This window comes from uncultured Porphyromonas sp., from assembly GCF_915070105.1.
GTDB lineage: Bacteria > Bacteroidota > Bacteroidia > Bacteroidales > Porphyromonadaceae > Porphyromonas.
Genome location: NZ_CAJZFJ010000049.1, coordinates 1 through 16,447, shown reverse-complemented (window position 1 = coordinate 16,447; position 16,447 = coordinate 1). Strand labels below are relative to the sequence as shown.

The following is a 16,447-nucleotide window of genomic DNA, read 5'->3' as shown; positions in this document are numbered from 1 at the left end:
AAGGATGTAACCTTCCCGGTTTGATCCTTGCAGAGGATACCAAAGGAAAAGTAGCCTTCACCATTCCAAATTTTGAGTCCTATAGGCTCAAAATTTGACATGTCGACACCCTGACTTGTTAGGTACGTGCGTAATTCTCCAATGGCACTTGTGTGACCATCTGCTGCAGCTGTTCCAGTTAAGTCTCCATACTGGACTCCTGCAATCCATTCTTCGTTGCTCATAGTTGATATATGTTTTAAAAGTTACAACAGCGAATGTAAGTTTTTCCCCCAGATTGCAATGTATTGCTAGGTTTCGGAGTTGCACCACTTGTCGTAGGTGGATAGTAACGTTTGCTGTCACTTAAAGCGGGCGGCAATCTTGTCGCCGAGGACGCGGATGGCTAAGCGGACGAAGAGATAATACTTGGCGCACTTAGCATAGAGGGGGCGGTCAGGCGTCACGATGATGGGGGTGTATTCCTTGTTGTAGTTGGCCTTGAGCACCTTCTTGTGGCCGTAGACTCCTGCTGTGTCGAAGATCGAGTAGCGTAGGCCGATCTCTTGGGGTCTGTCAAGCATGCGGTAGTCTTGCCCTTCGATCAGTGTGGGGCGCATGGCTTCGATGACCTTGGTGTACATGATAGGGCCTGTCGTGCGCAGGACGCCCCACAGCCCTGCGCCGTGGCAGAAGGGCGTGTACTCGTCAATGTTACGTAGCATCTGCAGGATAACGGCACGCAGGAAGGGGTGACCCGCCACGGAGGCGATGCTCCACTGGATGTATTCACCACGAGGCAAGGCGCCCAACTCGGTGTAGATACCGATACCTTCGTACTGCTCTCCGAGGCGGTTGTCCCAATGTGTCAAGACGAACTTATCCTCTCTGCAAAGGACTTCCTTGAGGGGCTTGTCCATGGAGGATTTTATGTCAAGGTACACACCACCCATTTGGTAGACGAGGAGGTAGCGAAAGAAGTCCGCTCGGGCGGCACCATAGATGGGGGCGATGCGCAGATAATAGCCCCAGATGACTTCGCCGTAATGCTCGAGGATGAAGGCCTTAATGTCGTCGTCGTCGAAGAGGTGATATTGGTATTCGGGGTTCAAGCGCTTGAGGTGCTTGATGTTCAGCTCGATCTCGTGAGGTAGCCCAGTCTTCGCCCGATAGGTTTGGAAGATATGTCGGCTGATCTCCGTGCCCAATGCCTTCTCGGGCACTAATTCCTGATAATTGATGCTCATTGATCCTGTTTAACTTTATCAGCGCCAACGCAACCACAGCTCCTCGGCACTACAGCAAAGGTAGTGAAAAAGTCAGGGAGTGCGGAGAGGAAGAGTATTTATTGTTACCTCTTCTAGCGATGATATAGTACGGGAGTATTTTCACTCCTCAAGTGTATCTGTTCGCTCCAAATGCAAGACAGATTTTGAAGCTTTTGAAGCATTCTTTCCCTCGGATGGAAAATAAGGTTTCCGCTCTTGGAGGGCAGGGCTGACGCATGATCCTGCTCACACACTCCTACCTTTGGATCTTCGGGGGTATTATTTCATATCCCAGGGAGCCTTAGCCCATCACCAAAGAACCTAGGCATTATCCCCAAGAAACAGACATACAAGCAAGCCCTACAGAGGAGATACTTAGAGCGCACTTGTGTACACGCGTGTATACTGTTGTGTACACGTGGGTATACAGTTGTGTACACACGTGTATACTCATCCCTCCTAGGTAGGAGGTATACGCTGGGTATGTCTACACCTAGGACGCGGATATTTCTATCTTCGGCGTATGCTCCTTGACGACCTTGCCCTCGCTCTATGGTGATTTCATGCGTCAGCCCTGACCTTTGAAATGGTAACCACCCTCTTTGAGCAAAACAACAAAAGTAATCTTGGGGGATATTGCATCTGCGGAGAGGGCAGGATATGGAGGGAGGAAAGGGAACCCTCAGTTTGTGATTGAGATTCCTCCATTGGAATTTGTCCGATTGGTAAATGATAAGTAAATTCGTGTCGGGAAACGCAAGCAGTGAATAATTATTATTTGGTTTAGTCTGTATTAATGAGTCTACAGATTTATTCAAAAGAGGAGAGATATAAAGGTGCGGGGGATCTTAGGTTATCTCTTGGGTGGTACTTTGTTCTGCTATTTGTCTTCCTCTTTGCCATTGAGGGATATGCACAAGCCCCCGGAAACACACAACGGCAACTTGAGGCAATCGAACGAACTTTTGCAGATTTAGCTCAGCGCAATGCCTATGTGGAGGACTTGAGCTTCAATGAGGAGGCACCTGGTCACTTACCCCTTGGAATGAAACGAACGATTGGCGGTATGGAGATCACCATAGCTGTCAATCGTTTTGCGTTGCATACAGCGTCTACTGAATTAGGAGTCTATGCGAAAGCTGTTATCCCCCAAGGGGCGGAAGGCAGGCGTCGAGTACTCTTTTTCGGAGCAGAGGGAATCCGGGGAACACACTCCGGAGGCTTGGTTGGCGAGCTGAGGCTCTCCCTGCTCCATGATGTAGAGATCCCATTCAGTGGGGGTAATATGAGTGTTATACTTAAGGGAAACTCGCTGAGCAAGACCCGGGGTGCCTCGGAGAGTGACACCTATATGACAGTCAGTTGCGATGGCTTTCGGAGCTTATCGTTAGATGCAGAGGTGCTTTTCCCCAAGTCGCTCTTGGTACCTGCTGATGCAAGCCAGCCACAAGTGCGTGGACATTTTCGCACGGTCATTACCAGTTGGGATGACCTGCTTGTCTTAGTAGACCTGCCGAGCTTCCAGATCAAGGGGCTCAAGGACTACATCTTCTCGCTGGAGGGAGTGAGCCTTGATTTGAGTAGCCAGCGCAATGATGACAAACTTCATTTTCCCGAAGAATACCAGCGCCAATATCTGCCGGAGGAGGCCGTCCTGTGGCGAGGTATCTATGCGAATAAGGTATCGGTGACTTTGCCCCAAGCCTTCTCGAGGGCGAGCTTTTCTGCCCGTGGACTGATTATCGATGACTACGGAGTGACGGGGCTGTTTGCGGCGGATAGTATCCTGCCCTTGGAGCGAGGTGATGCTAGTGGCTGGCGCTTCTCAGTGGATCACTTTGGGCTGAATCTAATCGCTAGTGAGTTAGTCTCCGCTGATTTTCGAGGTCGGCTACAGCTCCCCTTCCGAGGTGAGCACACTCAGCTGGGGTATGAAGGAGAACTGTTGGCGGATAATGAATATGCTATGCGAGTCAAGACCGAGGAGGCTCTTGACTTCTCGGTCTTCAATGCCAAGGCATACCTAGATAAGAACTCCTACGTCAGCCTTCGACTGGTAGGGGAGAAGTTCCTACCTGAGGCTACCCTACATGGCTATATGGCGCTCAATGGAGATGAGGCCTCATCCAGTACAACACCTAAGCTAGATCGCTTACTCTTCCGCAACCTAAGACTACGTACGAATGCCCCCTATCTCACAGCTGACTATTTGGGATATGAGGGGGAGGCTAAGCTCGGAAACTTCCCCTTGTCGATCTATAAGCTAGCCCTTGATAGCAAGGGTGGGGATAGAGTCCGCTTGACCATAGGTGCTGGCATCAATTTAGGTGAGAAGCTTTTCTCCGGGGAGACTGAGATTGGATTACTCGCTCGCTATGAGGAGCGGGCTTGGGTCTTCGATAAGCTAGAAGTTGGGGCTATTAAGCTCGATGCGAGTATAGCTAAAGTCATTAATCTCAAGGGTGAGCTAAATTGGCATCGAGATGATAGCCAATATGGTGATGGCTTCGCTGGAGATGTAGAGATGGGGATTTCCTTTGACTCATCTAAAGCCCAGAGCACACTAGCGGCAAAGATCAAAGCGAGAGCAGCCTTTGGGCGGAAAGATAGTCACCGCTACTGGTACGTCGATGGGATGGCTGGTTTCCGCCCTGGAGTACCTCTGCTAGGGGTTATGACTTTGAATGGTCTTGGTGGCGCATTGACCTCTGGTGTTCGAGCCGAAGGGACGCATCCAGAAGGGGGAAAGTTCTCCAATGCCCATTATATTCCCGATGCCACCATGGGCTTAGGCTTCAAGGCCTCTACTATATTCGAAATTGGTAAGGCTAGCTACGGAGAAGCAGCACTAGAGATGCTCTTTACCAAAGCTGGTGGACTAGGCTCTGTCGGTCTCTATGGCTATGGAGAGTTTCCTAACGGAGGGGGAAAGAACCGGGGTGCTATTGAGGAGCGACTCAAGGTACAACAACGAACCTTCCCCTCGTCGCTCTCTGAGCAATTCAAGCAGAATGACTGGAAGGCCCTAGGACAGTCTCTCAAGCAACTCCCAGAGGTCCTCAAGGATAATGGACTCTCGGGGACACTCTGCATGCAGATGGACCTGCAGAATAGAGTACTCCATGCGACCTCTGACGTCTATATCAATACACCTGGAGGCCTTCTCCAAGGGATAGGAGATAGGGGACAAGCAGGTCGGGGCATCCTTCACATTGATCCCCGAGAGTGGTATCTTCACTTAGGGGATCCTAGTCGTCGCTTGGGTGTACAGCTCGCTGTGGGAAATATCCTCGCTGTGAAGTCTGGCTCTTACTTTATGGCGGGCTCTCGTATCCCAGAGATGCCTACCCCGCCTCAGGCAGTAGCGGATATTCTCGGGCAGAATCTGGATCGACTGCGCTTGGGGCGCAACCTTGAAGCCCTGAGTAGTGGGCGAGGGCTTGCGTTCGGTTCGGATCTGGCTGTCCGAACAGGAGATCTGCAGTTCCTCATGATGTACGCCAACTTCAATGCTGGTCTGGGCTTTGATGTGATGCTCAAGGATTATGGGGCAGCACAGTGTCGGGGACGCTCGGGCTCAGTTGGGCTCAACGGTTGGTATGCTCAGGGTCAGGCCTATGCCTATCTGCAGGGGGAGCTTGGGGTGAAGATTAAGCTCTGGTTCTTACGTACACGTATTCCGGTGATCAAGGGTGGTGCTGCAGCCCTTTTGCAGGCAGGCTTGCCAGACCCAACCTTCTTCAAGGGCTACCTTGGTGTAGACCTCAATGTACTTGGGCTTATCAAGGGTAAGGCTCGCTTTAAGCTAACCATCGGGGAAGAGTGCGACCTCACTCTCCCTGGTAGCTCCCCCGTAGATGAGCCTATGATTAATGACCTTGCCCCTTCTTCGGGTGAGGAGGCGGTTAGCGTCTTTACTTCTCCCGAAGCTACATTTAATGTCGCTCTAGGGAAGAGCTTCGAGGCGTCCAATGATGCTGGTGAGCAAAAGATGTACCGTATCCAGCTCCAAGACTTCCTTGTGAAGGATCAGCAGGGAGCTCTTATCCAGGGGAAGCTTATCTGGAGCAAGGATCAGCAGAGTGTCCACTTTCAGCCCAAGGAGGTGTTACCGCCAAACAGTAGGCTGACAGCTGCGGTTCGTGTAGCCTTCGAGGAACTAGTAGGAGGTTCTTGGAAGCAGGTTCAGAGTTCGGGTAAGCCTGCTGTAGAAGAGAAGCAGGTTAGCTTTACCACAGGTGGAGCACCTCAGAATATTCCTGTTCAGAATATCGTTTACGCCTACCCTGTGCTAGATCAGCGTTATCTCCTACCTAGGGAGTCATCACGGGGGTATATACAGCTACAGCTGGGACAGAAGTATCTTTTCGATCAGGGTTTTGCCTATAGAGTGAATTTCCTCGCAGAGGGAGAGACTCCCATAATGAGTGATTTCACCTACAAAGAAGCAGAGCAACGATTAGAGTTTACTCTTCCTCAACTGAAGACCTCTACAGCTTATCGTTTAGAGCTATCCTATAGACCACAAGAGCAATCAACTACTAAGACGGAGGCTTCACAGTCTGCAGAGAGAGGGGATGGCTCCTTACACATTGGGGGAGATAAGGCTAGGGCTCAGCTGAACACGGAGCTAGAGCAGTCGATCCTAAGCTATAACTTTAGCACAAGTCGCTTTGCCACTTTCACGGAGAAAATCAAGAGCCTTAAGCAAAGAGAAGAGCTGGCACTGGATACTGGAGAAGCGATTACGCTTGGAGTAGATGTTCAGGGGAAGGAAGCCTTTGATGAGGCTGAGGTTATAGGTGTCGCTAGTACACAGCAGCGTCCACTCCTGAGCCTGCAGTCTGAGCTTCAGGAGGACTACTTCACGGGGACTGTCCTTCCGCTTGTTTATTCTGGTTATCCCTATGGAGCTATTCGCTTGACGAACCGAGACGAAGACGCTATCGGCATCCCACCCTATAGGGCATTTAGTCCCAGTCAGACTTATCTGTCGAAGCTCGGTGACGGGAGCCTTCGGGTAGCTTCCTTCCGCTTCCCCTACACGTACGATGCAGGGCTGGTGGCTTATCGAGACTATCGAGATCTGCAGGGGAGTATTGTGAACAGCCTGGGGCAAGTAAGCCCCGAGGTATATCGTCGTTTTACCTTTGGGACGCTTCCTGTCCTGAAGTATGGGAAATATAAGGTTTGGATCAGCTATGTCCTACCCGATGGGAGTGTAAGTAGTCGTGTAGAGTACTTCTTCCATAATCCACTGAAATTAAATAGATAGTCTCCTTATGTTATACTCTAGGCACCTCTTATTTGCACTGATCTGCTGCTTCTCCTATCTATACGGGTCGGGACAGAAGCTTGTGCAGTCTCGTATCCATGTGCGGACAGAAGTGCATCAAGACCGAGTCCTCTTACGCTGGGTAGCCAGTGATGCCAAGAGCTGGCAACTGCTCAATAAATATGGAGTCAAACTGGAGCGTCTGACAGTAGCCCGTGATGGGGTGTTGCTTGACAAGCCCGAGGTGGTGCTCCTAGCCGAGCAACTGAGACCCATGGAGTCTGATCGCCTCAAGGTTCTCGTCGATAAGTATCCTATGGGTGCAGTGGTTGCTCAAGCAGTCTTTGGCGATAGCTTCGAAGTCAGCCTAGGGGATAGCCCGATTTCGAAGGCTATAGCACTGGATGAGGAGCGCCAGCAGCGCTATCTCTTTGCCTTGTATGCTGCTGACCTATGTTTCCCCGTAGCGAAGGAAGTAGGCTGGGGCTTTGAGGACGTAAAGCTACAGAGTGGAGAAAGGTATCTCTATCGTGTAAGTTCACTTGTCCCCAAGAAAGAGCTAGCTATCGAAGGTGGGGCAGCCTTTGTTGTCGTTGGAGATACAGTGAGACTACCACAGCCCATGGAGCTATCCGCTCAGTTTGGCCCTGCGGGTGCTTATCTCAGCTGGGATTATAACCGGTTATCGAGTTTGTATCCCGCTTACTGGCTGGAGCGTAGCGAGGATGGAGTATCCTTTAGCCGTATCTCTGAGCTCCCCATCACTCGAATGAGTGACTCAGAGAAGAATCCGTACGCTCCGATCACTTATTTAGATAGTATCCCCTATCGCAAGACTTATTATTATCGTGTTGCTGGTGTAACACCATTTGGTAGTCAGGGGGCTTATAGTGTGCCTATTTCAGGGATGTCATATCCACCGTTGATGGCTGCTCCCCAAATACAGAACTACGGCATGGCAAAGCACGGAGGTGCACGTTTGTCTTGGAACTTTAATACTGTGGATGAAGAACTGATTGAGGGATTCCATATTCTACGCTCTCAAGATGACATGCGTTATCATCCCTATGATAGCGTCTCAGCTAAGCAGCGTGTATACGTTATCGAGAACCTCGGGCGCTATCCGTACTATAAAGTTGAAGCAAAGGCCAAACAGGGTGCTTCTATGAGCTCTTTCCCCATACTGATACAGGCTATAGATAGCATTCCTCCAGCTAGTCCTAAGGGACTCAAAGCTGAAGTGGATAGCCTTGGAGCTGTATATCTTTCCTGGCAAGCAGGAGGAGAAGAAGATCTATATGGCTACCGCCTTTATCGGGCGGAGACTAAAGGGGAGGAGCTAATCCCGATCACAAGCGAAGCTATTATCGGGACAAGCTACATCGATAGTGTACGCTTAGATAACCTGAATGCGGAGGTCTACTATGCTCTTACGGCTTTGGATGAACGCTACAACCAGTCGGAGATGAGTACATCAGTTGCTGTGCGCAAGCCCGCTTGCATTCCTCCTGCAGCTCCCCTGATTGTGGAGGCAAAAGCTACAGAAGAAGGCAATTCCATTCGCTGGGAACCTGGGCGGGATAAGTTCCTTGAAGGCTTTCTACTGACTCGTACTGAGCAGAACGACTCTTTGAATAGGAAGTCCTGGCTACTCGAGGATGGTACGGCGGTGAGCTATGTGGATAAAGAGGTAGAAGCGGGTAAGACTTATATCTATCAGATAGCAGCTTATACTACGCATAAGGTTTATTCACCCCCATCGCCAGCTGTAAAGCTCCTCTCAAGGCGAGCCAAACCTAGGGACATATCCTTCACGACAGAGCTAGTCCCTGACGGCATTGCTCTGAAGTGGCGAGCACCCAAGCAGGTGGTGATCTCTGTGACTCTATATAAGGTGGATGCCTCGGGTAAGATGGGAGTGTGTCGAGAAAATCTACCTCAGGAGGGAGAGCTCATTGACACAGAGGTCTCCCAAGGCAAGAAGAATGAGTATATGCTCGTAGTAAAGATGAGAGGGAACAAACCAATAAGCGTACGAAAGGAGGTGCAGCTATGAGAAGGTATGTCCTAGGACTACTACTAGTATTGTGGGGAATATGTGGGGGACAAGCGCAGACAGAAGGGCACTATAAGATGACCCTAACCTTTAGTTCCATCAAGAATAAGGGGAATGATATGAAGTCTACGGAGTATCGTGTCTCAAGCATCTCTGATGCTGGAACCGAATTACTTCATAGCTGGAGTACCGGGAAGATTCGCGAGAATATTTCCGTTTCTCCTCCTGCTCCCATTGTACGATATATCAATGCCTCTCAAAATAAGCTCCCCAAGAAGCTGCAATTTTGGAGCAAGAGAACTTGGGGAAGGATCTTCAGTGACGATTCAAGAGAGGGGACTAATGTGCTATCCTTGGGCAATATTCCACCCTACCTTCTCCTTACGACTTCTCGGGGTGACGACGGAGGAGACTTCTTCGTTCTACTAGAGACGACATTGACCTTAGAGATTATCCCGATTTCTATCAAAATCCACTACTACATCGGAGATGGGCAAGGAAGAGAGTCTACATTAGGTCTCCTTCCTGACAATGATGTCATTACCCTCAAAGCGACCAAAGGGTATGTTCCCGCTACCTATCGATGGCAGTATCAGGTTGCAGGGGAGAGTTCTTGGCGTGATGTCTCTAGCCGAGTACGGTATTCAGAAGCTAACTCTGTCATCACGTTTAAGGGTATGGATCTATTTAGTCAAGACGAATTCAATAGTCTGATAGCGACGAGAAAGAACGTTCTCTTTCGTATCAATGCAATCACAGAGGATCACCGGGATGAAGCAAACTATGAGAAGATCGTTCTCACTCCGACGTACTCTCTACCTCATATCTCCTCCTATAGTGTCGAGCAGGAGCGGTGCCATAAATCGGATGATGCATCCATCCGAGTCACTCTGGATAGAGGCCTTCTCCCAGGGGAGGCTTTGGCCCTCTCTACCCCCGGAGGGATCGTTCGTAATATCGAAGCATTAGATGCATCTAACAGCTTTGTTATTTCCAACCTCACGGCAGGCTCATACCACTTCACACTCAAGGGGACTCACCACCACGGCCTAGCGAGCTATGGGGAGCATACGACTCATCAGTTTACTGCACAGGTGGTCGAGCGCCCTGCCATCACGCATAGTCTGTCGCATCGTGATGTGAGTTGCTTTAGTGGTCGTGATGGTACGATTACATTGACGGCCTCGGGTGGGACGGGGAGCTTTACTGCTGATCTATATGCAGCCGATGGAAGTCTGCTTGCGACTAAGGCCTTCACTGCGGGGAGTATTACCTTCGATCGCCTCATTGCGGGGGCATATACTGTCCGTGTTAAGGATAGCAATGGCTGTGTGGCTCATACTGCGTCTGGTGACGAGCTCATTCAGCGAGTACAGCTCTCCGAGCCCAGTGAAGCCGTTGCAATAGAACTTGTCAAGAAGATAAGCCCACTTGCCTATAACTCATCTGATGGCTTACTGGAAATAGCTGTTACAGGTGGGACGCCTTCGTCGTCAGGGTATGATGTACGCTTTGTGCGCAAGAGTGATGGCCAGATCTTTACACCTACATCCTCGCATCATGATGGAGGGAGGATCATTTATACACTGGCTAATATCGGTCAGGGTGAATACACCGCCGTAGCAGAAGACCAGCGCTACAGTCTGCTGACAGATGAGGATAAGAAAGAGCCTTGTGGCTGTAGTGCAAAGTTAGAGCTCAGTCTGACAGCTCCCCCACCCTTGAGTGTAGCTCTCGAAGGGTCACACTATGTATCCTGTCATGGAGATAGTGATGGTGTGATCGTGGCTCATGCCCGAGGGGGAAAGCCTATTGCCTCCGCTCGTCTACCCTATACCTATGATTGGTATCGTCTGCAGGGAGGAGTAAGGACATCCCTCACCCTACAGAGTGATAGTATCGCCCGGGGGCTAGAAGCTGGACAATACCTCGTCAAGGTCACAGATGCTAACGGGATCTCTGTAGAGTCTGCTACGTTTGAGCTCCGCCAGCCAGAAGCTCTAAGCTTATCATTCCGAACAACGCCTCCTTCGTGCAGTGATGCCGAAGGGGTGATTGTAGCTGACGTGCATGGAGGTACTCCACCATATAGCTACGAATGGAACAAGGAGGGTGCCAGTGATGCCACACTCAAGATACAGGAATCTGGGAGTTACGTTGTCCGAGTGAAAGACAGCAGAGGCTGTAGTATCACAGGAAGTACCGAGGTGACAGCTCCGGATGCTATATCGGTGAAGCCTACGATCACCCATCCCTCATGCCACGGTGCGAGTAATGGATCCATTAGCCTGAGCTTATCGGGCGGGACAGCCCCTTATACCGTGAGTTGGGAGGATGATCGTGCGACTTCTTCCCTGCGACGGGAGGGCTTAAAGGCGGGTGTTTACGTTGCTCATATCAAGGATCGATCGAGTTGTACGCAGCACTATCGTATGGTCTTGAATGAACCAGATCCCATTGTCCTTACCCTAGATGAGGGCTTTACACTCTGCAAGGATCAGTCACGTCTGCTACGTGTACGGGCCAATGTTCCTAATCTTCGCTACCAGTGGAGGAGAAATGGGCAGACCCTAAATGAAGAGGGAGCAAGTCTCCTAATCGATAGACCAGGGAAGTATGAGGTCGTGGCTACGACGGAAGAGGGCTGTAGAGCTGTAGCTTCTGTAGAGATTAAGGCAAGCAATGCTGAGCTTCCCATTGATATCACCGCTCCTTCGTCGGTCTCTGTGAATGAGCCTATCCATGTGGTTAATATCAGCCGCGTGAAGGCAGACCGTCTAGAGTGGCAACTCCCAGAGGAAGCCCAGATCCTGCAGCGCTCCGATGAGGGCGTCATTATTAAGCTCGGTCGCGCTGGGACGTATGAAGTCCGACTTTTAGGTTACCTCGGGGACTGTACTACCCTCATTTCTCAGCGTATCGAAGTGGTCGCCGGGGGAAATCTTTTGCCCAAGGAGGACAGCCCAATTAGCCAATTCCTCGTTACGCCTAATCCCACGACGGGTGCTTTCCAGATACTCGTCGAACTGAAGGAAGCGAGTGACTTTACCCTCCGCTTGCTATCCCCGACTGCAGTCGAGATGGACAGAAAGGAGCTGAAGGTTGTGCTGCGTCAAAGCTTCCACTATGAGCTACGTGGAGAGGCCGAAGGGGTCTTCGGCGTGGAACTTACTGTAGGTAGGGTTAAGTCCCTGTTGAAGGTGACAAAGAAGAAGAACTAAGGATCAAGATTAAAAATTAATAGCTACTATGGGTACTTATCGCATGTATCATCTCAGGCATAGTTTTCGTCTTTTTGTGCTCCTACTGACAGTCTGTTTAGGTGTCAGTGGTCGGCTCTTTGGGCAGTACTATCCTATTCATGCGACAGTTCAGTGGCCAGCGCCTCAGAGTCCCTACCTAGTGGACTACAGCACGGGAAGTCGTGACCGCTTGATCATCACGCTCCTAAATCGTGACCTGCAGCAGCCCTTGCTCTATGCCAAGCTCCGCCTACAGATCAAGTCCGGTAGCTTCACGGCAAGGAGCCGAGAGGAGGTCAGCTATCCTCAGCTCGAGCTACAGACCAGCGTCCCCCTTCGCCTAACGGGCATCGATCTCTCCCCCTATCTCCAGCCTCAGCACCTACAGATGACGGGACGGCTAGAGCAGGGACGACTACCTAGTGGCTATGCTGAGCTCCAGCTCCAGGTCATCGACTACTATACGGGGCGTCCACTCTCCGACTGGCATACAGCACGTGCCTATCTTGATGTCAAGAAGCCCCCCTTCCTGAACCTCCCCGAGCGAGATGCCGAGGTGGCCCTTCGTGATCCCTTCTTCCTGCGCTTCCAGTGGACTCCCCGTCATCAAGGCCTCAGTGGCACAGAGTACGAGTTTGTCCTCAAGGAGCTCCCCGACAACGGCGCGGCTCCTCAGTCGGCCTTCGCCTACGGACAAGAGATCTTCCGCACTCATACACGGAGCACGAGCCTCAGCTATACGCACCTTGACCCTCCCCTCCTCCCCAATCGTCGCTATGCTTGGCAGGTGCGTGCCTTGGTGCGCTCTGGAGTAGAGGAAGTTGGGATGTTTGAGCACGGAGGCCTGAGTGAGGTCAGTTGGTTCTGCCTCAATGATCAGTGTGATGCCCCTCGGGGACTCAGGGCACAGACGCGCTATGCTAAGGTCGATTTATCCTGGGGCAAGGTCGTGGGGACAACGGGCTACGTGGTGGAGTGTCGCCCCAAGACCAAGCTGAACGTCTACGAATGGGCACGCACCGAGAGCGTAGATGAGCGTCTAACGCTGGCTCAGCTCAAGCCCGGATGGACGTATGAGTGGCGTGTGGGGACTCGCTGCACGAGCGACCGCCCCGTCTTCTCCAACGTGCGAGAGTTTACGCTGAGTAAGCAGAACGAAGCCCTCCTAGCAGACTGTGGTAAGGAGCCCGTGCGTACGGATCTCCGAGGAGATCTCCACCTAGGTATCCGAGCTGGTGACGTCGTGACGATCGGGGGCGACTATCCCATGACCATTACCGAAGTCACCGCTCTGGGTGATGGTTGGTATTCGGGGAAGGGGAAGACCCGCCTCAAAACCATCATTGATGCCCCCATAGCCCTCCGCTTTGACCGCCTACGCATCAATCTGGACAAGTACCAGATTGATGGCTCGGTCGAAGCCTCCTATGATGAGAAGCGAGGGGCGATAGCCAACATCGATTATATGGACGATGGGGGAAGAGACTTGCGCCCTGCGACCCTACGCCTTCGCGAGAAGCAGCTTAGCTTCACCCTGCCCGAGCGTCCACAGTTCCACTTGGACTCTAAGACGGGGACGCTGACGGTCCAGGATGCCGCAGGCAATGCTCAGCGCATAGACCTCCAGCTCCCTGAGGGCGAGGAGTACAAGAGCGTCTTCCCACTACTGGTCACGGACAAGGAGGGGAATAGCTATCGGATCCAACCTGCAGTAGCATCTGCCGAAGACGACCACAATACGTCCTCCACCCACGGGAAGGTTGCACTCCAGTCAGAGCGTGTGGAGCGGATGGGTGACTTCAATAGCGAAGCCCTATCGAAGAGGTATGGACAGATACGCTTCAGTGGGCAAGGGGGTAAGTACGCCTTTGACTCTGGGAGTGAGTCTTGGTATCAAAAGTCCGTCAAGCTTGATCGCTTCTATAAGCCTTTTGCCAAGGACTACATTGCCCCATGGAAACTAATCCCCGAGGGAGCGCAGGACGTCGTCACGGCAGAGTATACGGGGAATAAGGCTATCGACCCACAAGGGGTTCGCTTTGCCTCTGAGCCGAAGAGTACGGCTCTGCCTGCCAGCTACGATACGTCGAGCAAGCGCTGGAGCGTCAGTCTTCCATCCGTGTCGTCGGGTGAGAGCTATGAGGTCTTTGCCGTCTATGAGGGTGAGGTCTTGGGCAAGCTCCGTGTCGCGAGCTATGCTCAGCAACGTCATAAGCTGACGCTAGTGCCTATCAACGATACCAAGCTTGACAAGGCACAGATAGAGCGGGAACTCAATGGTATCTACGGCTCGGTGGGTATTCACTTCGATGTCGAAGTGGATGAGCGCATGCGTGGAGACTATAGCTGGGATCGGGATGGAGACCGCAAGCTCAGCATCGTAGGTAGGAGCTTCTTCGGTCGGGTGCGTGAGGTAAAGGAGAGTGCCGAGATGGACTACCTGAAGAAGGCCTACAGTCAGCTCTCCGGCACGCTAGATGGTCTCTACCTCTTCGTCATCGATGCTGCGCAGGGGCTGGAGGATAAGCCTCAGAGTCTGCTCGGTGAGATGCCCCGTCGGAGTCGCTTCGGGTACATCTTCTCGGGGAATAGCCCCAATGGGGGTACGTCCGACCTAGGCTATACCATCGCCCACGAGCTCGGGCACGGGCTCTTCACGCTACAGCACACCTTCGATGATGAGTACGGCGGGCGAAAGAGCCAAGGGCAGACAGATAACCTCATGGACTACGCCACGGGCAAAGAGCTTGCTGCCTTCCAGTGGAATGTCCTAGCTAATCCTGCCGTCTTCACCGCAGCAGATAAAGCCGAGGAGGAGAAGCTAAAGCATAAAAAGAGCCTAATCGCTTGTATCCCCCCCGAGCTATCCACGCTGATTATAGAGAGTGGCAAGACCCTTACAGCGCCAGATGGTAGTGCTTTTCGCTTACCTGCGGGTGCCGTCATCCGAGGAATATTCTATGATGATAGCTCCATACATCCTGCCGTACATGGTAGTATTGCCTCCTTCTCTATCGGGGGACGACACTATCAGACTACAGAGCGGGGAGGCAAGTTTGCAGGCTACAGATTCCTCTCTAGGCAGGATACAATCCTCTATCCGATACAGACTGCTAGTGGAGATCGACTCTCCATCAAAGTAGATGCTTCGGTCCGTACCATCACGCTCGGGGGAGATATCTATAAGCTCAGCGAGGCCGACTTTGGGTGTGGATCGGAGCTCCCCCCGAGGGTGCTTGATCGAAGGCTCTTCTCTATAGACCAGGCGAGTCTCAGGCATATAGACTTTGCCAGGAAATCGCTTGCCCAGAATACTACTCCTCTATCCGAGCAGGAGCCAGTCGTCCGAGCACTCACCGATGAAGTCTCTCGATTCGGGAGGGAGAAGAATTTCTTAGGCGAAGTACTAGAGGACAAGTTAGTGACTTATGCTCAGCGTAACGCCTCTCACTTCGTCGTCGTACAGACAGAGGTCGGGACGGTATCCCTAGATCAGAAGGAGTGGAACAAGCTTGCCCTCAAGGTCTTTGAGCGAGCGGGCTTAGGGGATAGGGATATCCTCATCACAGTACCCTATATTGGACTACAATCCCTAGGTCGGAGCGGTCGCGTGCTGCACATGATCGGTGTAGCCACTGGAGCGAACGTCTCGGTCAATGTCCATGGGCTACGGACAGATCATAATCCTGCTCAGCAGGAGGCCTTGGGACGTAGTGTTCGGGACTTTGTCCTAGACCTATTCACGCACACGGCCAAGAAGACGACGACCTATCGTGGCTACTTCAATGCCTCACGTGCTATATCGATCGTTGCCGATAACCACAAGGGTGAAGCTGTCAGTGGCTATCCCTACAATGTGTCGGTCATCCCCTATCTCCAGAAAGGCGTAGACACGCTGGCAACCATCATCCAACAATACAATGAGCGAGAGGGGATCCGTACGACAGGGCAGCGAGAGGGGATTATCCCTGAGGGATTTAGCTCCTCAGAGAATGAGCGATGGCTCGAGGAATACTATGCTTCAGCACTGCTTACCTACTCCAAGAAAGCTGACGACCTGACGCAGTACGAGCTCCATGAAGTGCGTATGCCCATCCACTACCGAGAGCAGTATCTGGAGGCGGATAATGGCAAGGGGATCAAGAACTACCAGGCTTACCTACTACAGTACGCCTATGAGAATGTGCTGGAGAGACTGAATGCCAGTGTTCGATCAGGTTTCACCTTCCGGGCGGAACATAGTTTCACGGACAAGACGGATTGGTTCCTTGCCCGATATATAGATCAGCCAGTCTATAATACACTTGATCTGGCCTCGGTTGTCCTTGGCTTTATGGGGCTAGATACAGCACCTGACATCCTCAATGTATTCTACAGTTCCCTACGAGGAGATCACACTAATGCCTCGCTGAACGCAGCGTCACTCCTACTCGTCGGGCCTACCAGCATCAAAACCCTTAAGCTACCGCTCGGGGAAGATGCTAAGCTGTTCAAGCTGGCGAGAGGAAATGCTTCCATCCCCCACATCGAAGCCGTCTCCGAGAAAAGGCTGAAGCAACTCCAGCGTCGCTCACATGAGGTATACAGAAGTGTATCCAGCCATCCTCGGTTTAAGGCACTCAAGGAG

The 16,447-nt window shown here is 51.8% G+C and carries 6 protein-coding genes; 4 read left to right on the top strand and 2 right to left on the bottom strand.

Going from position 1 to position 16,447, the window contains the following annotated elements:
• The coding region (locus tag QZ554_RS06020) for a hypothetical protein (RefSeq protein ID WP_297195011.1) at nt 1-224 on the bottom strand (224 nt) is incomplete at its 3' end.
• 117 nt (nt 225-341) lie between these two features.
• Nucleotides 342-1,226, bottom strand: coding sequence for a glycosyltransferase (locus QZ554_RS06015; RefSeq protein ID WP_297195009.1), 885 nt, complete (start codon nt 1,224-1,226; stop codon nt 342-344).
• 1,306 nt (nt 1,227-2,532) lie between these two features.
• Between QZ554_RS06015 and QZ554_RS06010 the strand changes: the two genes are divergently transcribed.
• From QZ554_RS06010 to QZ554_RS05995, 4 genes are all read left to right on the top strand, one after another.
• Nucleotides 2,533-6,522, top strand: coding sequence for a hypothetical protein (locus QZ554_RS06010; RefSeq protein WP_297195007.1), 3,990 nt, complete (start codon nt 2,533-2,535; stop codon nt 6,520-6,522).
• A gap of 7 nt (nt 6,523-6,529) precedes the next feature.
• Entirely contained in the window at nt 6,530-8,578 is a 2,049-nt protein-coding gene (locus tag QZ554_RS06005) for a hypothetical protein (protein ID WP_297195006.1), read from the top strand.
• A 677-nt stretch (nt 8,579-9,255) separates the two neighbouring features.
• Complete coding sequence (locus tag QZ554_RS06000) at nt 9,256-11,799, top strand: pectate lyase (RefSeq protein WP_297195004.1); 2,544 nt, start codon at nt 9,256-9,258, stop codon at nt 11,797-11,799.
• A gap of 76 nt (nt 11,800-11,875) precedes the next feature.
• Nucleotides 11,876-16,447, top strand: a 4,572-nt coding sequence (locus tag QZ554_RS05995) for a hypothetical protein (RefSeq protein WP_297195002.1), incomplete at its 3' end; no start/stop codon positions are given.

Excerpts from the sequence above, each read along its gene's own strand:
- QZ554_RS06010 (WP_297195007.1), top strand. The coding sequence starts at position 2,533 with ATGAGTGTTATACTTAAGGGAAACTCGCTGAGCAAGACCCGGGGTGCC.
- QZ554_RS06000 (WP_297195004.1), top strand. The coding sequence starts at position 9,256 with ATGGATCTATTTAGTCAAGACGAATTCAATAGTCTGATAGCGACGAGA.
- QZ554_RS06005 (WP_297195006.1), top strand. The coding sequence starts at position 6,530 with ATGTTATACTCTAGGCACCTCTTATTTGCACTGATCTGCTGCTTCTCC.
- QZ554_RS06015 (WP_297195009.1), bottom strand. The coding sequence starts at position 1,226 with ATGAGCATCAATTATCAGGAATTAGTGCCCGAGAAGGCATTGGGCACG.